We start from the raw sequence: 20,052 nt of genomic DNA, 5'->3' as shown, positions 1-20,052 counted from the left end.
CTTAAGCCGGCAACGCCGAGCGCAGACGCTCGACCAGCGGGTGGGCCTCAAACGTCCGATCCCCCAGCCGCGAGACCGGGCGCACGCCGATCAGGCTGTTGGTCAGGAACACCGCCTCGGCCTTGTCCAGCGCCTGCGGCCCGACGGCGACCTCCTCGACGGCCTGGGCCGCCAGCAGGCGGGCCCGGGTGATCCCCGGCAGGACGCCGCAGTCGAGGGCCGGCGTGAACAGCCGCCCGCCCGCGATCCAGAAGAGGTTGGCCGCCGCGCCGCTGGCCAGCTCGCCGCGATTGTTCAGCATCACCGCCTCGTCGGCCCCGGCGGCGACCGCCTGGGTCCGCGCCAGGACGCTATCGACATAGGACAGGGTCTTGAGGCGCGAGGCGGGCGAGCCTTCGTTGCGGCGCACGCTCGACAGCATGGCCCGCGCCGGCGTCGTTACCGGGGCGACGGGCGCCACGCGGGCGAAGAGCCGGGGCGTCAGGGCGACGGGGCGATCCAGCCCTCGGCCGCCCGAGCCGCCGGTCAAGGTCAGGCGCAGCGCCACCCGCCCGGTCGCCGGGACCATGCGGCGGCACAGCCCCTCGGCCTCGGCCCGATCGAAGGGCAGGCCCAGCACCGCGCAACCGCCGGCCATGCGGTCGAGGTGATCGTCCAGGTGACGGATCTCGCCGTCAAGAGCCAGCAGGGTCTCAAACAGCCCCTCGCCCAGCAGCAGACCACGGTCATCGAAGGGAATGGCGTCTTTGAAAGTGGCGGCGGGGGCGATCATTCGAGGCTCTCCGTCAGCGCGCGCCGAATGGCGGCGATCTTGGCCTGCGTCTCCAGCCGCTCGGCGCGCGGATCGCTGTCGGCGACGATCCCCGCGCCGGCGCGCGCCTCGACCCGCCAGCCGCCGGCATCCTCAACCAAGGCGACGGTTCGGATCAACACGCTGGAGTCGAGTGCGCCATCATGACCCACCCAGAATAGGGAGCCGCAGTATGGACCACGCGGCGGCTCCAGCTCCGCGATGACCTTCATGGCCTGCACCTTGGGCGCGCCGGTGATCGAGCCGGGCGGGAAGGTCGCCCGCAGCAGGTCGGCGATCCCACGCCCCGGCGCCAACCGCGCGGTGACCGTCGAGACTAGGTGATGGACGTTGGCGAAGCTCTCGATCCTGAAGAGATCGGGCGCGCGCACGCTGCCCGGCGGGCTGACACGCGCCAGGTCGTTGCGCATCAAATCCACGATCATCAGGTTCTCGGCCCGGTCCTTGTCGCTGGCCAAGAGCTCGGCGGCCAAGGCCAGATCGCGGGCCGGATCGCGGTCGCGGGGCCGCGTGCCCTTGATCGGCTTGGTCTCGATCGCGCCGTCCGCCCCGACCTTCAGGAACCGCTCGGGCGAGTTGGAAACCACCGCCCGCCCCGGCAGCCGCAGATAGGCCGCGAACGGCGCGGGGCTTTGGCCGCGTAGCCGCGTGAACAGGTCGAACGGATCGGCGCCGGGGGCCAGGCGGCCGGTCCAGGCGCGGGCGATGTTGGCCTGGAAAATCTCGCCGGCCAGGATGCGCTCGACCACCTCGGCGACGGCCGTCTCGTAGACGGCGGGGTCGTCGGCGGCGAGGTCGGGGCAGAGAGGGCCCTTGGGCTCCGGATGCGCGGCGGTTGGCGCATCCAGCCAGGCCAGGGCCGCGCGAGCCTGGGCCTCCGCGTCGCTCTCGCTGACGCCGCGTCCGACCGCCAGCACCTGACGGGCGTGGTGGTCGAAGGCCAGCAGGGCCGGGTAGAGGGCGCAGACCAGGTCGGGCCAGTCGGAGCGCGCAAGGCCCAGCGCCTCTATCCGATCGCCCAGCTCGTAGGACGCCAGACCCACGACGCCGCCCTGGAATGGCGGGCCGTCCGGATGGCTTGGCTGGTGCGCGCCCAGCAGGTCCGCCAGCGCCGCGAACGGATCGCTCGCGTCGGCGGCGGTCAGGCTGAAGGTCTTGTCTGGCGCGCGCAGCAGGTACGACCACCGCCCGCCTTGCCCGCCCGACATCAGCGCGCAGGCGTAAGGCTCGTCCCGGAAGGGCGCCAGGGCCCAGACCGGCTCGCGCCAGGGGGCGGTGAGGATGGCGACGCGGCGCATGGGGGTGGTGATAGCAGGGCCGGAAGGCGGCGCGCCAGATGCTCCCCCGCGATGCGGGGGAGCTGTCGCGGAGCGACTGAGGGGGCGAACTGGACTCGCGCCGAGTTGGCCCCCTCCGGCCCTCTGGGCCACCTCCCCCGCGGCGCGGGGGAGGAACTAGATCTCCCGGCCCCCGCCCTTCACGGTCGACAGCCCGATCAGCCCCACCAGCATCAGCGCCGCGATCGGGATGAAGCCGGCGACCTGGGCGCCGGCCAGCTTGGTCGCAAAGGCCACCAGCAGCGAGCCCAGCCACACCGTGGCGGTCCCCGACAGCGAAAACAGGCCAAAGAAGGCGGCCATGCGGTCGGGCGGCGCCAGGCGCACCAAGAGGGTGCGGCTCGAGGCGTACTGGGCGGTGACGAACACCGCGATCATCAGGCTGCAGCCCAGATAAACAAGCTCAGGCAGGGTCTGGAACAGCGGGCCGCCCCAGACAGGCGGATGGGCCGAGGCCGGCCAGGGCCAGAGATACAGGATCTTCTCCCGGCTCGTGCCGATCAGACCCAGCAGCATCAGGATGCAGCCGGCGATCTCGGCCTGGACGGCGCGTCGCGGTCCCAGCGTCCGGTCGAGCACCGGCGCGATCAGGCCGCCCAGCACCCCGAACACCGACAAGGCAATGCCATAGGCCAGCATCTCCAGCGCGCCCCAGCCCATCAGCCCCGCAGCGAACAGGCCGCCGAAGATGATCATGGCCGTCATGCCGTCGCAGTAGAACATCCGCGCGCCCAGGAACTTGGCGACCTCGGCATGGCCCTTGAGGTTGGCGAAGGTGTCGAGGATCAGCCGCACGCCCTCCTTCAGCGAGGCGCCGATCGAGACGCCGGTGCGGGCCGCATCGCGCGTCCACAGGAAGAACGGGATCGCGCCCAGCAGCATCACCGCCGCCGACAGGGGTCCTGCCAGGCGGCTGGGCTCGTTGTCGGCCTGGCTGAGGCCAAACAGCGGCGTAGCGGGCACGAACGACCACGACACCTGGCCCGGCAGCACGAAGGCCCACATCACGAAGATCAGCAAGGACACCGACAGCCCGTTGGCGAGCGCGTAGCCCAGGCCCGACAGCACCGGCTCCTGGCCAGGCTCCGCCGCGCGCGACAGCAGCGAGTTGTTGAGTACGTCGCCCAGGTTATAGGCCACGCCCAGCACGATCAGGGCCGCCCCGACCAGCCCAACCGAGAGACCGCCGGGCGTCGCAAACCACAGCGCCAAGAGGATCGGCAGCATGATCGCCAGCACCATCGCCATGAACGGCTTGCGCGGCCCATAGCGCTCGATCGAGGCGCCCAGCAGCGGCGCGGTCAGGGCGGTGAGCAGCCCATAGACAGTCGAGATGTCGGCCACGACCGCCTGGCCCTTGACCGGATCGCCGACCAGCACCCGCGAGAAGTACGGCGCGAACACATAGATGGTGACGAGGATGACATAGGGGTCGCGGCTGCCCTGGTGCAGGATCCAGCTGAGCGCTCCGCGCGAGAGCCGTTTTCGGGGGGGCGGGACCAGGACGTCCTCGTGGCCCTTAGGACCCACGACCTCGCTCAGGCCCGGAGGCGACCCCGCCAACTCGCTCATGCCGCACCCGAATGTCACCGGCCCTCTGACGGGGCCATGCGGCGAGGCTGGACCTTAAACGATCGTTTGTCACCTTACGGATGAGGCCGCTATTTCCTCCGACCTCCCCGGCGAATGCCGGGGCCCAGATTCATCCGGAGCGGCTGGGGTGAACGCGCCAAAAGGCCGGGCTTGCCGGATAGATCAGCGCCTTCGATCTGGACCCCGGCATTCGCCGGGGAGGTCGGCTAGAGCAGAATATGCGCCCGCACCTGCTCGCGGACGCCGTTGTCCAGCCCGACCACCCGCTCCAGATAGCCGTCCAGCGAGCCGCACTCGGCCTTGATCACCGCGAAGGCGGCGGCGAGATACCGGGCTTCGACGCCCATGGCCGCGCGCATCGCCGCCTCGTCGGGACGGCGGCCGGTCAGCTCCTGGATATGATCCATGAAGATGCGGCCGCGCCGGTCGAAGCGCGTGGGGTCGTTGGTCAGCAGGTAGTCGTCGATGACGTCGTCGTCGGCCACGCCCGCGATGTGGTGGGTCAGGGCGGCCAGTACGCCGGTGCGGTCCTTGCCCGCCGCGCAGTGGATCAGCGCCGCCCCTTGACCTTCCGCCAAGGCCAGGAAGAACCGGCGGAAGAGGTCGATGTGCCGCGCCTTGAACGGCAGGCGGCGATAGTACTCGTCCATATAGTCGTGGACGGCGTCTTCGGTCAGGTCCGTGCTGGTGATGAACTCGATCCAGGGGTCGGTCCCGGTCACGCCCAGGTCGTTGTCGATCACCTGGGCCGCAAAGCCCGTCCAGCGACGCGAGGGCGAGCGCTCGCGCTCATTGGGGCGGCGCAGGTCGACCAGGGTGACGATCCCCAGGGCCGCCAGCGCCTCGAGGTCCTCGTCGGTGGCCTCGGCCTGGTGGGCGGCGCGGAACAGCACGCCCTTCTTCAGCCGCCCCGCCCCTGCGGCGTAGTCGCCAAAGTCGCGGAAGTTCTCGACGCCTTGCAGGGGGATCAGTCTGGTCATGCCGGGGGATTTAGCCGCGACGCGGCCGGATGGCGAGAGGGATGCGGCGTCACCACCATTTGGCCTTGCGGTCCTCCTCGGTCGCCGGCTTGGCGCGCCAGAGGAAGACGAAGTTGCGATGCTCGGCCCAGGTCTGGCCCTCAAGGCCGTCGGCGGCCTGACAGACGCTGGTGTGATAGGGGCCCTGGCCGTCGGTGGTCCGGAAACTGGCGCAGGTCCGGCCCTTGGAGGTCTTCCAGCGACCGGCCTGGATGTCGCTGTCATAGAAGCTGCCGGTGACGCGACCGTCCGCCTCTAGCGTCAGACTCATGCCTTTGAAGTAGGGCTCGGACGGCTTGGACGACAGGTCCACAACCCAGTCGCCGGTCAGCGGCGCCGGCGGCGCAGCCGCCTCCAGCGAAAAGGCGAGCAGCAGCGCCAGCATGGGGGTCTCTCCGAAGCCAAGGATAACGCCGTTACGCGTGAGCCCGGGCTTTGGACGCTATCGCCGCAGCAGCGGCTGAATCCGGTCCTGCAACGGCTGGTCGATATAGGTGTGGAACAGCCACGCCGCGCCATAGGCCAGCGGGAAGCCGGCCAGCCACATCAGCCACTGCCAGCCGATGCCGATCGGCACGGTGTCGATCAGCTTGTGGACGGCGCTCCAATAGATCACGCCGACGAAGATGTGGGTGATGAACAGGGCGAAGGACAGCTTGGCGCCCTCCTCGATCCAGGCTTGCGGGCGTTTCACGGGCAGGCGGCCGGCGCCCAGCACGATCATGGTGATCGCCAGCAGCGAAGGGGCGTCGAACATCCACTGAGCCGGCAGGGCGTAGCGGTCCAGCGGCTGGGTGACGACCAACAAGGCCACGCCGCCCCACAGCAGGGCCTTGGCCGCGCCCTCCGAGGGCCAGCGCCTGTCGACGGCCCGCGCCAGGCAGACGCCCAGAATGAACAGCGGCAGCGCCCGAACCACACCGAACTGGAAGCGAAGGTCAGCCAGGGCCTGATCGAAAATCACCTCGGCCAAGACCTGGAAGGCCGCCAGGATCGCCAGACCCAGCACAGGCAACAGCCAGGCGTGGCTGATCTTGCTGACCCCGCGCCAGAAGGCGGGGAACAGGGCGTAGCAGACGATCAGCGCCGACAGCGACCAGCTGGGCAGGTTCCAGCCGTCGCTGGGGAAGCCCCAGGCGTGGATCAGCAGGGCCTGGGTCGGCAGCTGGTCCCAGGCAAAGCGGCTGGGCTTGTGAGCGTCGGTGCCGAAGGCGTTCAGGATCAGCACCAGCACCGCCAGCATGGCCAGCACCGCCAGATGCCCCGGCCAGACCCGCGCCGCCCGGCGGACCCAGAAGCGCGGCGTGCTGATATGGCCCTTCAGCACCGAGCCGCCATAGGCCCGGCCCAGCACATAGCCAGACAGGATCAGAAAGAAGTCGGTGGCCAGGAAACCGCGCGAGAACACCTGGGCGAACCGCTCGATCCGCATCGGGCTCTCGGCCCCATAGTGATAGACCACGATCAGCAGCGAGGCGAGAAAGCGCAGGAAATCCAAGGCGCCACCGCGCACGGCCTCCTTGCCGGGCGGCGACGGCGCGGCCTCGGTCGAGGTCGAAGCGGAGGGGGCAAGCGGCGCGGTCACGGCTCGCGCATACCAAAGCAGACGACGGGGGGAAAGGCTCCGTAACGGCGCCGAGTTGCGATGGAGCGTCACGCCGCCTATCTGTAACTTATCTTGTTTCTAATGAGCTAACCCATGTCTCGCACCCCCGTCCTCTTCCTCGGCCACGGCTCGCCGATGAACGCCATCGAGGACAATGCCTGGAGCCGCGACTGGGCGCGCCTGGGCCGCGCGCTGCCGCGCCCGCGCGCGATCCTGATGATCAGCGCCCATTGGGAGACGCGCGGCGCCTCGGCGGTCAGCGCCGCGACCGCGCCGCAGACGATCCACGACTTCGGCGGCTTTCCGCAGGCGCTGTTCGACGTTCAGTACCGCGCGCCCGGCGATCCGGCCCTGGCGGCGCGGGTGGCGCAGCTGCTGTCGCCCGATCCGGTCGTGCAACACCCGACGCGCGGCCTCGACCACGGCGCCTGGAGCGTGCTGAGGCCGATGTATCCCGAGGCTGACATTCCTGTGGTCCAGCTCAGCCTGGATCGCGGCCGCCCCGAGCGCTGGCACTACGAGGCCGGACGCCGCCTGGCGCCGCTGCGCGACGAGGGCGTGATGATCCTGGGCAGCGGCGACATCGTCCACAACCTGCGCGCCATCGACTTCCGCCGCCCCGAGACCCTGCCCTGGGCCGAGCGCTTCAACGACCGCGCCAAGGCCCTGATCCTGGCCGGCGACCACGATCCGCTGATCGACTGGCGAAGCCTGGGCCCCGACGCCGAGGCCTCGATCAACAGCGCCGAGCACTACCTGCCGCTGCTCTATGTGCTGGGTGCGGCGGGCAAGGACGAGCCCGTGAGCTTCTTCACCGACGACGTCTGGGCGGCGATCTCGATGACGGGCGTGAAGGTGGGGTGAGAGAGAGATGCTCCCCCGCGTTGCGGGGGAGCTGTCACGGAGTGACTGAGGGGGCGAACGCGGTATCGCCGAGCTAGCCCCCTCCGGCCCTCTGGGCCACCTCCCCGCAACGCGGGGGAGGAACTTAGAGCACCGCCGCCGCGCGCTTGGCCGCCTCGACGCGCTCGTCCATCGCCTTGCCATAGAGCGCGGTGATGCGCTCCAGCACCTTGGGCGGGGCGGTCTCCGGGCGTCCGGAGTCGAACGGCGGCGCGGGCGCGTATTCGACCGCCAGCTGGATGCCTTGCGCCACCTCGTCGCCCGCCAACTCCGCGATCAGGGTCAAAGCAAAGTCGATCCCGGCCGTCACCCCGCCGCCGGTGATGTAGCGCCCGTCCCGCGCCACCCGTGACGGATCGGGGATCGCGCCAAACAACGCTAGCTGGTCGCGCCAGGCCCAGTGGCAGGCCGCCCGCTTGCCCTTCAACAGACCCGCCGCCCCCAGCACCAGCGAGCCAGTGCAGACCGAGCAGACATAGCGCGCGCCGTCCGCCAGCCGGCGGATCTGCGCCATGAAGTCAGGATCGCCCATCGCCTCGGTGGTCCCAAAGCCGCCCGGCACGATCAGGACGTCGCACGCCTGGGTATCCGAGAGCTTGGGCAGGCGCGCGAAGACAAGCCCGTCAGCCTCGATCTCGCCGCCGGCCAGGCTGGCGACCGTGACCTTGGCGCCAGGCAGTCGGCACAGCACCTGGTGGGGGCCGGTGAAGTCCAGGTGGGTCACGCCCGGGAACAGGGCGATCACGATGCTCAAGGCGTCGTGCTTAGTGGGCTGGCTCATGCGATGATCTCCGCCGCGATTGACGCGGAGAACATGGTTCGATTAGCCTCTGGCGGAAATGACATAGTTCCCACGGATTCAGCCAAGGCGCTTCGCCATGACCCGCGCGATCGGCTTTCTCGTCTATCCAGGCTTCCAGCTGCTGGACGCCACCGGCCCGATCGCCGCGTTCGAGATCGCCGCCCGGTTCTCGCCCGGAGCCTATAGCCTGCACTTCCTGTCGCTACGCGGCGAGCCGACACCCAGCTCTTCTGGCCTCGTGGTGCAGACCAAGGCGCTGGACGAGGCGCCGCCGCTGGACACCCTGGTCGTGGCGGGCGGCGACGGGGTCCATGCGCCATCGACCTGCGCCGAAACCCTGGCCTTCGTCCGCAAGGCGGGCCGCGAAGCGCGCCGCGTCGCCTCGGTCTGTTCGGGAACCTATGTGCTGGCCGAGGCGGGCCTGCTGGACGGCAAGCGCGCCACCACCCACTGGAGCCGCACCCAGGACTTCCAGCGCCGCTATCCCAACATCCGGCTCGAGCCCGACCGTATCTGGATCCAGGACGGCAAGATGTGGAGTTCGGCCGGCATCACGGCGGGCATCGACCTCTCCCTGGCTTTGATCGGCGCGGACCTGGGCGAGGCCATCGCCCGCCGCACGGCCCAGCAGCTGGTCGTCTATCACCACCGCCCCGGCGGCCAGTCGCAGCACTCGGCCCTGATCGACCTGCGCCCCGGCCGCTTCGACGCCCTGCTGTCCTGGGCGCGCCAGAACCTGGCCGAGTCGCTCAGCGTCGAGCAACTGGCCGACCGCGCGGCCATGAGCCCGCGCAACTTCGCCCGCCTGTTCGCCCAGGAGACCGGCGTCACCCCGGCGAAAGCCATCGAGCGCCTGCGCGTCGAAGCCGCCCGCGCCCTGCTCGACAGCCAGCCGCTGCAGGTCGAGGATGTGGCCCTGGAGACCGGCTTTGGCGATCCCGAACGCATGCGCCGAGCCTTCGTCCGCGCCTTCGGCCAGCCGCCCCAGGCGCTAAGGCGGGCGGCGAAGGCGGGGTAAATGCGCGTCAGGACGGGGCTATCGACGCCCGCGATTCATGAAGACGACGATGAGCGCTCCACTGATCGCCACGAGAACCGCGATCCAGCTAGCGGGTGTGAAGTCAGGCATAGACGCCTCCAGTGCGGACAGTGGAAGCTGTGCGGCCCTGCATCTCGCCATGCAAGACCGAAGACCCGCCCGAAAGCGGACTTTCGGAACGCCCTACAAGAGTGGGTAGCGGAAGTTGGCTCAGAAGCGCCCCCTCCGTCTCGCTGCGTATCCGCAGCGATCCACCTCCCCCGCAAGCGGGGCAGGAGGGTGTGGCCTCCTCCTCACCCGTGAAACGGGGGAGGTGGCGCGGCGCCGATAGGCGACGTGACGGAGGGGGCGCTCCAACGTCCAACTAGGGTCGAAGAACGCCTTGGGCTTGCGGCCGACAAGCGGACATTCAGATCGCCGCCCCGCAGTCGCTCACGCCGCGTCGGCCCGCGCCGGCAGGAACGGCGAGACCACCGCCATCGCCCGCTCGACATAGGCCTCCTTTTCGCCGACCGGGGCGACATAGCGGATCGCCTCTTCGGCGTCCGCGCGGCCGGCGGCGCGGGCGATCAGCCAGGCGGCCAGGTATTGCGAGGCCAGACAGCCGCCGGCCGTGGCGACATTGCCGTGCGCCACGAACGGCGCATCCAGCACCTTAACGCCCGCCTCGATGACCCAGGGCTTGGTGGTCAGGTCGGTACAGGCCGGCAGGTCGCCGACCAGGCCCAGCTTGGCCAGGATCAGCGTGCCCGAGCATTGGGCCCCGATCAGCTGGCGCGTGGGATCCAGCCGGATGCGCGACAGCAGCGCCGCGTCGGCCGCCACCTCGCGCGTCTTGGAGCCGCTGCCGATCAGCACAGCGTCGGCTTCGGCGGCGAATTCCAGAGGCTGCTGGCGCTGGATCGTCACGCCGTTCAGCGAGGTCACAGCCTCCGTCGGACAGGTGATCTCGGCCTTCCAGCCCTTGGCCTTCATGCGGTTCAGGATCGCGGCGGCCACGAACGAGTCCAGCTCGTTGAAGCCGTCGAACGTCAGCACCGCGATGCGCATTGGGGTCTCCTGAAGACAGAGCGCGAGCATAGACGCGCCCCGCTCACGCGACCATGGTCCAGGCAGGCCTCGACGTTCGGGCAGCGCCTCCAGACTTGACCCTTCACCCACGCCAGCATCTGATCGGCGATAACAAAGATATCGGGAGGGACGTCGTCATGGCCGCCAACGGTCGCAAGAGCATCTTCATCACCGGCGCGGCCAGCGGCATCGGCCTGGCCTGCGCCAAGCGCTTCGCGGCCGAGGGCTGGTTCGTGGGCCTGTCGGACATCGACCAGGCTGGCCTGAAGGCGGCCCTGCTGGCCATCGGCGCGGCCAACGGCTCGATCCATCCGCTGGACGTCCGCGACCGCGAAGGCTGGGAGAACGCCCTGGGCGACTTTGGACGCGATACCGGCGGCAAAGCCGATGTGCTGCTCAACAACGCCGGCGTCGCGCGCTTTGGCGTGCTCGAAGACATGTCCGACGCCGATTGCGACATCCAGATCGACATCAACATCAAGGGCGTGATCAACGGGGCTAGGGCCGGTCTGCCGCTACTGAAGGCGGCCGGCGGACGGCTGATCAACGTCGCCTCGTGCGCGGGGCTCTATGGCTCACCCAAGCTGGCGGTCTATTCGGCGACCAAGTTCGCGGTGCGGGGCCTGTCCGAAGCGCTGGACGTCGAATACGCGCGGCACGGGGTCAGCGTCGCCTGCGTCATGCCCTGGTTCATCGAGACGCCGATCCTGAACGCCGGGGCCTCAGGCACGAACGAGCACATGAGCGACGCCCTGCGCGCGGGGGGCCTGGAGGTCTATCCGGTCGAGGACGCCGCCCAGGTCGTCTGGGAGGCGGCGCAGGGCAAGGCCCTGCACTACTTCGTGGGCAAGCGGGCCAAGCAGATGCGCTTTGCCTCCAGCCACATGCCCGGCGTCGTCAGGAAGCAGCTCCGCTCCCGGCCCCTACTGTCGACTTGAGGCCGTCCAGCGGCGCGCGATCGGTCGAGATCGCGATCGGCTTGGCGACCGCCTTGTCGGCGGCCGGGGCTGAGGCCGGCTCGCTCACCGGACCCAGAGGACCGCCCTGGCCTTGCACCGAGGCCGGCTCGACGCGGGTGACGGCGCTGGCGGCGTAGGCGACCAGCGGCTTGCCGTCGGCGGTAAGGCTGGCGATGTCCGAAGGCGCGATGTCGTCGACCGTCGGCAGATGCGGCGTCGAGGCGTTGCGGCGACCAAACCGGTAGAAGATGTGCATGCCCACCTGGGTCACGCGCATCAGGCGCGGCCCCCAGACCGGCGAGACGTTGATGGTGTGGAAGTGGGTCGCCGAGCCCACCTGGTTGCTGATCGAGCCCGACAGGGTGCGCGCGGCCATCTTGCGGGCCCGGCTCCAGGCGCTGACGTCGCGCGCTTGGCGCATCGAACCATCGCAGGCGAAGCTGAACTGGCAGCCCGTGCGGTGATAGGCGCCTTGGAACACCACGCCGCAGATCGACTTCGGGAAGGCTGGGTGGCGCACGCGGTTCAGGACCACCTGGGCCACGGCCGCCTGGCCGCTGGGGGTCTCGCCGCGGGCTTCGTAATAGATGGCCTGGGCCAGGCACTCCAGCTCGCGCGAGCTTTCCAGGGCGCTGCCCAGCTGGAACGGGCCGGCGGCGCCGGGACCGAAGACCGAACCGAAGCTGGCCCGCAGCATCAGGGGGCCGGTGCGGCCGCTCTGGCCGGGCATCAGGCTGGCGCCGGCGCCTTCGAGGCGAGCCGCCAGCTGGGCCGACTGGCGGTCCCGCTGGTCGACGGCGGCGAAAAGATAAGGATCGTGACGCTTGGCCACGGCGAGGGCGCCGGGGTCCATACGCGTAGCCGCGCTGACGAGGGCCGCGTCCGAAAAGCTTCCGGAGGCGCCATCGGCCAAGCGGGCGACGCGGGCGTGGGTGGAGGCCGATTGGGCCAGGCCACCCATAAGGTAAACGCCGCCCAGAGCCAGACCCGTGATGGATCCGACCAATACGGCGCCGACCAGCCCGCGCGCATCCGCGCGCGTCTGCGACTTGATATACAAAACTCGTGTCCTGCGCGGCGAGGGCGCTCTGGCCCCCCGACAAAAACCGCTTCGAGATCCCCGGAAAAGCACTGTCGGGGAGGCCTTCGAAGCGGGGGACTGGCCGTATCACGACGTGGCCAAAATCCCGCTGTTAGCGGCTTATGAACGATTGGTGACCGACTCGCAAGCGCTCGGCCCCGCTCCAAAGCCCGGTTGCGCGTACGCGTCGCAGGCTCAAATCGTTAATCCGTTGAATCCGTGTAAAAAGCTGGACAGGAGCGAGCCGCTATTTTTTTCGTCCTCAAAACCCTTGCGCGGCCTGATTTCCACTCATGGTGGCGACGCTCCGCCGACCTCGCCCGCCGCATCCGCCGCGATAAAAAGGTTAATGCGGAACCTTAAGCTGAGCTTTCCGCGAGGCGGGTTTTAGCGCCCTCGCAGGAGGCGCCAGCCGTGGACCGCGACCTTGGTCAAGCTGATGGCGGCGACGACCCAAAGGGTGATTTCGAGGCTCAGGTCCAGAGTGCGCTGAAGGTTCTCCAGTCCCGCTTCAGAGGCCGCGGGCGCCAAGACCGTGACCAGGGGCTGAGCGGACCACAGCACCCAGACCAAGGCGACGCCGCCCACCGCGCCGACGATCTCGAGGAGATTGCGAGCGACCGTCCAGCCCGGCTTGACGACCAGCAACAGGGACGAAACCACCTGCACGACCGCCAGGGTCAGAATCGGCCAGTAGAGCGTCTGGAAAACGGACGAAACCTGCAGGAACGCCTCGCCTCCGCGCGTCTTGATCACATTGTCCGCGGGGGACGCGACGACCCCCGTCCACCACCCGATGAACAGCAGCATCACCACCAACTCGAACAGCCCGTCGAAGCGGCTCTTCACGAACCACTCTCGACTGTCGGAGGCGCGGGGCAGCTCGCTGACTTTCCAGCGCCGGAACCCCTCGGTCTTGATCCAACCGCGCTCGATGGCGGCGGCGACCAGGGTGGCGGCGCCAATCAGGCTGAGCGCCGTGGGGATGAAGTCCTGGATCGTCCGGACGACCAGGCGTGCGTCCCCATGGGCGGTCAGCAGCGCCACGCCCGTCGGGATCGCCGCGGCCAGGGCGGCGATGGCCAACAGGACCTTCACCCCGAACAGCCAGAACGGATAGATCTCAGCCCCGACCAGCGCCCGCGCGGAGCCATAGCGGCCAGCCACCGCGATCGGATGGCCGATCTCGCGCAGCAGATCCTCCATTTCGCGCTTGTCGAGCGGGCGGCCGCGCTGGGCCTCGGCGTCCTCGACGCGGTTGAGGATCAGGTCGCGCAATTCGGCGACGATGTCCTGGCGCTGGGCCTTAGGCAGCAGGGCGGCGACGGCGCCCAGGTAACGGTCAACCAGATCGCTCATGTCATAGGGTCCTTCGGTAAGAGTGGCCGCTGTCACAACAGAGGCTCGAGGGCGGCGTTGATCGCGCGCCATTCGTCGGCGAGGCGCGCCAGCACGGCCCGGCCCTCCTCCGACAGCTGGTAGAAACGCTTCTTGCGCTTGTCTTCCTCGCGCCACTCGCTGGCCAGGAGCCCTTGAGCCTCCAGCCGGCGCAGCATGGGATAGAGCGCGCCTTCGTCGATCTCGACGCCCACCGACGAGAGGGCCTGGCGCAGGCTGTAGCCGTACCGCTCCTCCCGCAGCTGGGCGAGGACGGCGAGGATCAGCGTCCCCCGCCGCAGCTCCTGGCGGAGCGATTCAAAGATGTCCGTATCGGTCGGCATGAACGTGTGCGCCACATAGTGTGCATCACATGGTGTGTGATGCACACTGTATGTCACACAGTAAAATCACGAGTCAACGCCCCTTGTGGCCAAACCGTAGGTAGTCGCCCCGACTGCGTTCGCGTCCCGCCAGGCGTACTATCCCGCCCAGAGGCTCATAGGCCTCGGGGAGAACGCCATGAACACGATGATGAAGGCCGCCGTGGTGCGGGCCTTTGGCCAGCCGCTGGTGATCGAGGATCGGCCGCGCCCCAAGCCCGGACGCGGCCAGGTGCTGGTCAAGATCGCCGCCTGCGGCGTCTGCCACACCGACCTGCACGCCGCCCATGGCGACTGGCCGATCAAACCCTCCCTGCCCTTCGTCCCCGGCCATGAAGGCGTCGGCGCCGTCGTCGAACTGGGCGAGGATGTCGAGCACCTGAAGCTCGGCGACCGGGTGGGGGTCCCCTGGCTGCACACCGCCTGCGGGCGCTGCGTCCACTGTCTGGCTGGCTGGGAGACCCTCTGTGAAAAGCAGCAGAACACCGGCTACTCGGTTGACGGGGGCTTTGCCGAATACGTGCTGGCCGACGCCGACTATGTGGGACTGATCCCGGCGAACCTTTCTTATGTCGAGGCCGCGCCGATCCTCTGCGCCGGGGTCACGGTCTATAAGGGCCTGAAGGTGCTGGACGCCAAGCCGGGCGACTGGGTGGCGATCTCGGGCGTCGGGGGCCTCGGGCATCTCGCCGTGCAGTACGCCAAGGCCATGGGCTTCAAGGTCGCCGCCGTCGACGTGGCCGAGGACAAGCTGGCCCTGGCCCGGGCGCTGGGCGCCGAACTGACCGTCGACGCCAGCCGCGAGGATCCCGTCGCCGTCTTCCAGGCCAAGGTCGGCGGCATGCAGGGCGTTCTGGTCACCGCCGTGTCACGCGCGGCCTTCAGCCAGGCGATCGGCATGGTCCGGCGCGGCGGGACGGTGTCGCTGAACGGCCTACCGCCGGGCGACTTCCCGCTGTCGATCTTCGACACCGTGCTGCGCGGCATCACCGTGCGCGGCTCGATCGTCGGGACGCGGCTCGATTTGCAGGAAGCCCTGGCCTTCGCCGCCGACGGCCGGGTCAAGGCGACGGTCTCGACCGAGGGCCTCAGCGCCATCAACGACATCTTCGACCGGCTTGAGAAGGGCGAGATCGAGGGCCGCGTGGTGCTGGACTTCGAGGCCGCGCGGTGAGAACCGTCCTCCTGGCGCTGGGCGTGGCGCTGATCGCCTCGCCCGCCTTCGCCCAGGCCTCGGCCGAGAGCGGCGAGCGTCTGGCCCAGCGCACCTGCGGCGGTTGCCACGCGGTGCGGGGGACCAAGAGCCCCCTGCCCGACGCGCCGCCGTTCGCACGGCTGCACGCCCGGTATCACAAGGGTGGCCTCGACGCCCTGCTCGACGAGGGCATGCTGGCGCCCGCCGATCCCCCGGAAGAAGGCCCGCCCCGCACCCATCCGCGCATGCCGATGGCCAAGTTCGACGACGACCAGCGCGCGGACCTGAGGGCGTATCTGAAGAGCCTGGAGCCGAAGCGGTAGGGGTTGCGAGGGCTGCCGGTCGTCTATCGCACCGGTATCCAAACATAACGCCCGTCATTCCCGCCCTTGTGGCGGGAACCTCTCTGTCCGCCGCAGGTGCGGCAGGGGCGGATCGCTGGCGATCCGCTGGCGTCTCACGTGTCAGCTGAACCGGGGGTTCCCGCCACAAGGGCGGGAATGACGGGCGATTGGAATGGGGGGCGCGATCGCCCCCTACACCTCCGGCAGCGGTCGAGCCGGCCCCGGCGCGTCGTCGGCGTCGAGCGGGAAGCTGATCTCACAGCGGACCCCGGCCGGGTCGTGCTCCAGGCGCACCTTGCCGCGCAGTTCGCGCGCCAAGGCTTGCGAGATCAGGCGCGTGCCGAACCCCTTGCGGGTCGGGGCGACGACGGGCGGCCCGCCCTCTTCGGTCCAGAGGAACTCCAGCTGACCCGCCGCCACGCGCCACGTCACGCGGATCAAGCCTTCCGGCGCGCTCAGCGCTCCATATTTCAGCGCATTGGTGCTCAGCTCGTGCAGCGCCATCGACAGGGCCAGCGACCGCGCGGGAGACAGGCTGATCGACGGCCCCTGGGCGATAAAGCGATCGGCGACGAACGGCTCGGCCGCCTGCCGCACCAGGTCGCCCAGCTCGGCGCTGGTCCAACTGGATTGGGTCAGCAGATTGTGGGTCGCCGACAGGGCCATCAGCCGCCGATCGAACGCCTCGCGCGCGGTGGTCAGGTCGTCGGACGAGCGCAGGGTCTGGGCGGCCAGGGACTGCACCGTCGCCAGGGTGTTCTTCACCCGATGGTTCAGCTCGTTGATCAGCAGGCGCTGTAGTTCCTCAGCCCGGCGGCGCTGGGCCAGCTCGGCCTGGGCCGACTGGTAGAGGCGGGCGTTGTCGATGGCGATCGCGGCGTACGAGGCCACGCCCTCGGCCAGCCACTGGGCGCGCTCGTCGAAGATATCCGGGTCAGGGTGGCCAAAGAACAGCCCCCCGATGACCTCGCCCGAGCGGGAGCGGACGGGCACGGCCAGATAGCTGCGCACCGGCAGGTGTCCCTCGGGCATGCCGCGATGCGGCGCGTTCTGGCCGTAGCGGGGATCCTGAGTGATGTCGCCCGAGCGGACCGTGCCAGTTCCCTCGAAGGTCGGGGCGAAGACCTCGGTGGGCCGGGGGTGGCCAAAGGCCTCGAACGCCGAGCGCGGCGCCCCCGACAGAGCGTAGAGCATCATCGACTGCCCTTGGGCGTCGGGCGCGGTGTAGAAGAAGGCGGCGTAGCGCGCGCGGGTCAGGGCCGCGCCGGCGTCGATCACCACCTGGACCGCCCGCTCCAGATCGAGCTCGGCGGCGATCACCGCGCCGGTCTCGTTCAGCACGGCCAGGGCCGCGCTCTCGGCCTTGTAGCGGCTTTCGCTGCGCGCCAGCGCCTCGCGACCGCGCCGCTCGCTGGCGACCGCGGCCAGGATCAGGGTGGTCGAGGCCATCACGGCCACGAACTGCTGGGTCAGCAGGATAGCGGCCGACGGCCCGGCGTTCTGGAACGGCCCGCTGCCCTGCAACGTCCCCACGAACGCGCAGAAACTGACCAGGATCGAGGCCAGGGCCGCGCCGCGGGCGTCGAAGGCCAGGCCCGCCCAGACCAGCAGGGGGAACACAAACCAGGCTCTGGAATAGGCCCCTTCGCCCCACAAAAAGACCAGATAGGCCAGGGCGCCCGTCGCCACGCAGATCAGCGAGAGATGCGTGATGCGGCTCGGCGTCCAACGCTCCAGCGCCCCGCGCCAGGTCAGGAACACAGGCGCGAAGGTCAGGACGCCGGTGACGAAGCCGAACCACCAATTGATGAAAGCCTGGTCGACCTTGTCTGGTGGCGAACCGCCCAGCAGCAGCATCAGAGCCCCGACCCCGGCCGAGATGGTCGCGCCGCCCGCGCCCGCCACGATCACCAGCCACAGGGCGCTGTGCAAACTGTCCAGCTTGGCGTTGGTCTTCAGGCAGTTCAACACAAGGACGGGGATCAGAGCGCCCAGCGCCGTGGCCGTGGCGATCACCAGCTGGGTCCACAGCGGCTGAGGCGCGGCCATGACCCAGAAGGTCAGCAGGCGACCCAGCAAGGCGCCCAGCCAGACGCGAGGCCCGTAATAGGCCACGGCCGCCAGGGCGATCCCGGCCGACGGCCAGAACGCCGTCCCCGCGCCCGGCACCACCGCCCAGCGCAGGCTGATCACCGCGCCGACGCAGTAGATCAGCGCCAGGCTGGCGACCAGCAGCCATTCCCGAAGCGTGCGAGGCGTCAGGTTGGCGCGCTCCAGCCAGCGGACGACCGACGTCACGCGCACCGCTCCTGGCCCGTCCTCACTCGCAAGACGTCAACCCCTTCAAACCACCCCAGAGAACCTACGCCCTTAAGCCGACTCGTCGCCAGACGCCTTACCGTCGCGGCGGCGAAGATCCGGCGACGTCCGCGCGCCACGCCCTCGAAAAGTCTTACGCGACGACGCATCTCTACGTTGACAAAAAGGTTAACTCGCGCAAGCTTGTGAGAACGCGGGGGCGTAGGATCGGGCTGAATGACGCCCGGTAAAAAATCGCCGCCCTGTGCGCCTGTATCCGACAAAGTCGCCGATTAAGTCCGCGTTGTCAGACGATCAAGTCCGCGTTCTCAGTCGCTTCCGCTCGCGCACGGCCTGGCCTTAGCGAGCCCGACATCCCGTGTCAGCCACCCTCGCTACGGATCGCCCATGAGCATGCCGCTCAAGCAGGTCGCGCAGATCGGAGAGTACGGCCTTCTGGCCGTGCTAGCAGTCCTGGTCGCCGTGCTTGTGCATCGTGGCCTGGCGAGCGGCCGGCTGCGCCAATTGGTGGCCGGTCCGCACGGCGCCGGACCCAGCCCCGCACGAATTCAGGCCCTGGCCGTCACCGTCGCCTTCGCCGGCTACTACGTGACCGAGGGACTGGGCGCGCTGTCGCAAGGCGAGGCGCGTCTACCGGATATCCGGCCCGAGGCGCTGTCGGCCCTAGGCGCAAGCCTGGGCGTGCATCTGGGCGGCAAGCTCTATGAACGCCCGCGCCGTGACGCCGGACCGCCCGACAGCGCTCCGCCGAGAAGACCTCGCCGCAAACCAATCCGCCGCAGACCTCGCGGCAAGACCCAACCCTGACCCTGACGGAGACCCGCCATGCCCGCCACGCCCTGGGCCGCCCTCGCCTACATCGTCGGCATCGCCGTCGTCGTGATCATCCTCGGCTTCGCCGCGGTCGTCGTTTGGCGATTGATCACCACGAAAGGCGTGCTGGACGGCCTGATCGCCGAGCCGACCGACGCCGCAACGGTCACGGCCCTCACCAACGCGCTGAAGGCCGCCAATCCGAACATCACCACCACCGAGCTGAACGACGCCATCCGGAGCACCGCCGCCAAGGCCAGTCTGTCGCGCTTCCAGTTCCTGATCTTTACCTTTGTGGTCGCGGGCCTGTTCCTGCTGCTGTCGATCGAGGCCGGCGCCTTTGTCGAGGTGCCTCCGACGGTCCTGACCCTGATAGGCCTCAGCGGCGGCAGCTTCGTGGTCTCCAAAGGCATCTCCAACAGCTAGCCGGACGGGCCTTGCCTGTCCGCCCCGAACTCGGAGGCTCGCCATGATCCGCTCGCTTTTCGGCGCGGCCACTCTCGCCGCGACCCTGGCCCTGGGCGCCTCGGCTTACGCCCAAGCGCCGACACCTAACGGCGCCCCGACGACCGCCTGCCTGTCGCGGTTCACGCCCGTGGCTTTGCCCGTCCATCGCGGCGCGGACATCGCCAGCAAGCAGATTCTGATCTGCCGCGATGGCTATGTGCTGTCGTTCAACAAGGCCACCCGCAATCCCGACTGGGTGGTCGAGCGGCTGACGCCAGCCGCGCTGAAGGGGAGCGCCAAGCGGTCCGACAAGTTCCTGACCGATCCTGCGGCCGGGGAGTTCAGCCCGACGGCAAAGGACTACAGCGATCCGGTCAACCCGCGCGACCGAGGCCACCAGGCGCCGGCCGCCGACTTCAAGTTCAGCCAACCGCAGACCGATGACAGCTTCTACATGACCAACATGTCGCCGCAGGTAGGGCCCGGCTTCAACCGCGCCCAGTGGCGGTTCCTGGAAGAGGACGTGCGGGCGGCGGTGCTGTGCGGCGGACATGAGGACGTGATCGTCATCACCGGCCCGATCTACGGCTCCAGCGGGACTTGGATCGGGCAGAACAAGCAAAAGATCCTGTCGCCAGCGGCCTATTTCAAAATCCTCTACGACGTCCGGACCGGCCGCACCGTCGGCTTCCGGCTGGACAACAAGGCCTACAAGAAGACGCCGACCGACACCTTCATCGCGCCCATCGAGGACCTGGAGGTCGAGACCGGCCTCGACTTCTTCGCCAACCTGTCCCGTCGCGACCAGAACCTGCTGGAGCGGCGCAAGGGAATCTTCTGGGGCCACGGCCAGGCCTGCTCGAACACGGTGAAGGAGTAGGGGGAGCCCCCTCCCGCCACTCTGCCGCCATTCCCTGTCAGCAGCCCCCCTAGCCGTGGGGCGCCCGCGCGCC

Annotated in this window: 20 protein-coding genes and 2 pseudogenes; 10 read left to right on the top strand and 12 right to left on the bottom strand. The window is 69.2% G+C overall.

The window, feature by feature from the left end; translation table 11 throughout:
• Position 1: 1 nt before the first annotated feature.
• From CSW59_RS16560 to CSW59_RS16525, 6 genes are all read right to left on the bottom strand, one after another.
• A complete protein-coding gene (locus tag CSW59_RS16560; protein WP_099445066.1) occupies positions 2 to 772 on the bottom strand; it encodes an aminotransferase class IV in 771 nt (256 codons plus the stop codon).
• On the bottom strand, positions 769 to 2,109 hold the full coding sequence (gene pabB, locus CSW59_RS16555) for an aminodeoxychorismate synthase, component I (protein ID WP_099445065.1): 1,341 nt from the start codon (positions 2,107 to 2,109) through the stop codon (positions 769 to 771). The genes CSW59_RS16560 and pabB overlap by 4 nt, the downstream gene beginning before the upstream one ends.
• A gap of 156 nt (positions 2,110 to 2,265) precedes the next feature.
• Positions 2,266 to 3,720, bottom strand: coding sequence for an MFS transporter (locus tag CSW59_RS16545; RefSeq protein WP_099445064.1), 1,455 nt, complete (start codon positions 3,718 to 3,720; stop codon positions 2,266 to 2,268).
• A 227-nt stretch (positions 3,721 to 3,947) separates the two neighbouring features.
• Positions 3,948 to 4,721, bottom strand: a complete 774-nt coding sequence (locus tag CSW59_RS16535) for a tyrosine-protein phosphatase (protein WP_099445063.1) — start codon at positions 4,719 to 4,721, stop codon at positions 3,948 to 3,950.
• A 49-nt stretch (positions 4,722 to 4,770) separates the two neighbouring features.
• Entirely contained in the window at positions 4,771 to 5,145 is a 375-nt protein-coding gene (locus tag CSW59_RS16530; RefSeq protein WP_099445062.1) for a hypothetical protein, read from the bottom strand.
• Between the two features lie 57 nt (positions 5,146 to 5,202).
• Entirely contained in the window at positions 5,203 to 6,345 is a 1,143-nt protein-coding gene (locus tag CSW59_RS16525; RefSeq protein ID WP_099445061.1) for an acyltransferase, read from the bottom strand.
• Between the two features lie 114 nt (positions 6,346 to 6,459).
• Here CSW59_RS16525 and ygiD point away from each other — a divergent pair, with 114 nt between their 5' ends.
• A complete protein-coding gene (gene ygiD / locus CSW59_RS16520; protein WP_099445060.1) occupies positions 6,460 to 7,230 on the top strand; it encodes a 4,5-DOPA dioxygenase extradiol in 771 nt (256 codons plus the stop codon).
• A 124-nt stretch (positions 7,231 to 7,354) separates the two neighbouring features.
• On the opposite strand, the gene CSW59_RS16515 is transcribed toward ygiD, so the two are convergent.
• Positions 7,355 to 8,050, bottom strand: coding sequence for a DJ-1/PfpI family protein (locus CSW59_RS16515; RefSeq protein ID WP_099445059.1), 696 nt, complete (start codon positions 8,048 to 8,050; stop codon positions 7,355 to 7,357).
• 97 nt (positions 8,051 to 8,147) lie between these two features.
• On the opposite strand from CSW59_RS16515, the gene CSW59_RS16510 reads away from it, so the two are divergent.
• The gene (locus tag CSW59_RS16510; protein WP_099445058.1) at positions 8,148 to 9,089 is read left to right on the top strand and encodes a GlxA family transcriptional regulator; all 942 of its coding nucleotides are present in this window, start codon (positions 8,148 to 8,150) and stop codon (positions 9,087 to 9,089) included.
• 239 nt (positions 9,090 to 9,328) lie between these two features.
• A pseudogene (locus tag CSW59_RS21480) lies at positions 9,329 to 9,441 on the top strand (hypothetical protein); the annotation flags it as partial.
• Positions 9,442 to 9,542: 101 nt separating this feature from the next.
• Here the strand turns inward: CSW59_RS21480 and CSW59_RS16505 are convergent.
• Positions 9,543 to 10,160, bottom strand: coding sequence for a DJ-1/PfpI family protein (locus CSW59_RS16505; RefSeq protein WP_099445057.1), 618 nt, complete (start codon positions 10,158 to 10,160; stop codon positions 9,543 to 9,545).
• Positions 10,161 to 10,318: 158 nt separating this feature from the next.
• Here CSW59_RS16505 and CSW59_RS16500 point away from each other — a divergent pair, with 158 nt between their 5' ends.
• Positions 10,319 to 11,119 (top strand): SDR family oxidoreductase, encoded by an 801-nt coding sequence (locus CSW59_RS16500; RefSeq protein WP_201722827.1) that lies wholly within the window; start codon positions 10,319 to 10,321, stop codon positions 11,117 to 11,119.
• On the opposite strand, the gene CSW59_RS16495 is transcribed toward CSW59_RS16500, so the two are convergent.
• From CSW59_RS16495 to CSW59_RS16485, 3 genes are all read right to left on the bottom strand, one after another.
• Positions 11,079 to 12,200, bottom strand: coding sequence for a cell wall hydrolase (locus tag CSW59_RS16495; protein WP_099445056.1), 1,122 nt, complete (start codon positions 12,198 to 12,200; stop codon positions 11,079 to 11,081). The genes CSW59_RS16500 and CSW59_RS16495 overlap by 41 nt on opposite strands.
• 408 nt (positions 12,201 to 12,608) lie before the next feature.
• Positions 12,609 to 13,580: a hypothetical protein gene (locus CSW59_RS16490; RefSeq protein WP_236632246.1), complete on the bottom strand. Its 972-nt coding sequence runs from the start codon at positions 13,578 to 13,580 to the stop codon at positions 12,609 to 12,611.
• A gap of 32 nt (positions 13,581 to 13,612) precedes the next feature.
• Positions 13,613 to 13,942, bottom strand: a complete 330-nt coding sequence (locus tag CSW59_RS16485; protein ID WP_013080539.1) for a PadR family transcriptional regulator — start codon at positions 13,940 to 13,942, stop codon at positions 13,613 to 13,615.
• Between the two features lie 178 nt (positions 13,943 to 14,120).
• Here CSW59_RS16485 and adhP point away from each other — a divergent pair, with 178 nt between their 5' ends.
• From adhP to CSW59_RS21475, 3 genes and pseudogenes are all read left to right on the top strand, one after another.
• Positions 14,121 to 15,155: an alcohol dehydrogenase AdhP gene (gene adhP, locus CSW59_RS16480; RefSeq protein ID WP_099445054.1), complete on the top strand. Its 1,035-nt coding sequence runs from the start codon at positions 14,121 to 14,123 to the stop codon at positions 15,153 to 15,155.
• Positions 15,152 to 15,499, top strand: a complete 348-nt coding sequence (locus CSW59_RS16475; protein WP_099445053.1) for a cytochrome c — start codon at positions 15,152 to 15,154, stop codon at positions 15,497 to 15,499. The genes adhP and CSW59_RS16475 overlap by 4 nt, the downstream gene beginning before the upstream one ends.
• Before the next feature lie 51 nt (positions 15,500 to 15,550).
• Positions 15,551 to 15,703, top strand: a pseudogene (locus CSW59_RS21475) (hypothetical protein); the annotation flags it as partial.
• A gap of 9 nt (positions 15,704 to 15,712) precedes the next feature.
• On the opposite strand, the gene CSW59_RS16465 reads toward CSW59_RS21475, so the two are convergent.
• Positions 15,713 to 17,818, bottom strand: coding sequence for an MASE1 domain-containing protein (locus CSW59_RS16465; RefSeq protein WP_161495064.1), 2,106 nt, complete (start codon positions 17,816 to 17,818; stop codon positions 15,713 to 15,715).
• A gap of 408 nt (positions 17,819 to 18,226) precedes the next feature.
• Here CSW59_RS16465 and CSW59_RS16460 point away from each other — a divergent pair, with 408 nt between their 5' ends.
• The 3 genes from CSW59_RS16460 to CSW59_RS16450 are packed head-to-tail and all read left to right on the top strand — an operon-like array spanning position 18,227 to position 19,979.
• Positions 18,227 to 18,646 carry a hypothetical protein gene (locus CSW59_RS16460; RefSeq protein ID WP_099445051.1) on the top strand — a complete coding sequence of 140 codons (420 nt, stop codon included), beginning with the start codon at positions 18,227 to 18,229 and terminating at the stop codon, positions 18,644 to 18,646.
• 18 nt (positions 18,647 to 18,664) lie between these two features.
• Entirely contained in the window at positions 18,665 to 19,078 is a 414-nt protein-coding gene (locus CSW59_RS16455) for a hypothetical protein (protein ID WP_099445050.1), read from the top strand.
• Positions 19,079 to 19,121: 43 nt separating this feature from the next.
• Positions 19,122 to 19,979 (top strand): DNA/RNA non-specific endonuclease, encoded by an 858-nt coding sequence (locus tag CSW59_RS16450; protein ID WP_099445049.1) that lies wholly within the window; start codon positions 19,122 to 19,124, stop codon positions 19,977 to 19,979.
• The last annotated feature ends 73 nt before the right edge of the window (positions 19,980 to 20,052 follow it).

The organism is Caulobacter sp. BP25, from assembly GCF_002737755.1.
Lineage (GTDB): Bacteria > Pseudomonadota > Alphaproteobacteria > Caulobacterales > Caulobacteraceae > Caulobacter.
This window is presented reverse-complemented; position numbering and strand designations above follow the sequence as displayed.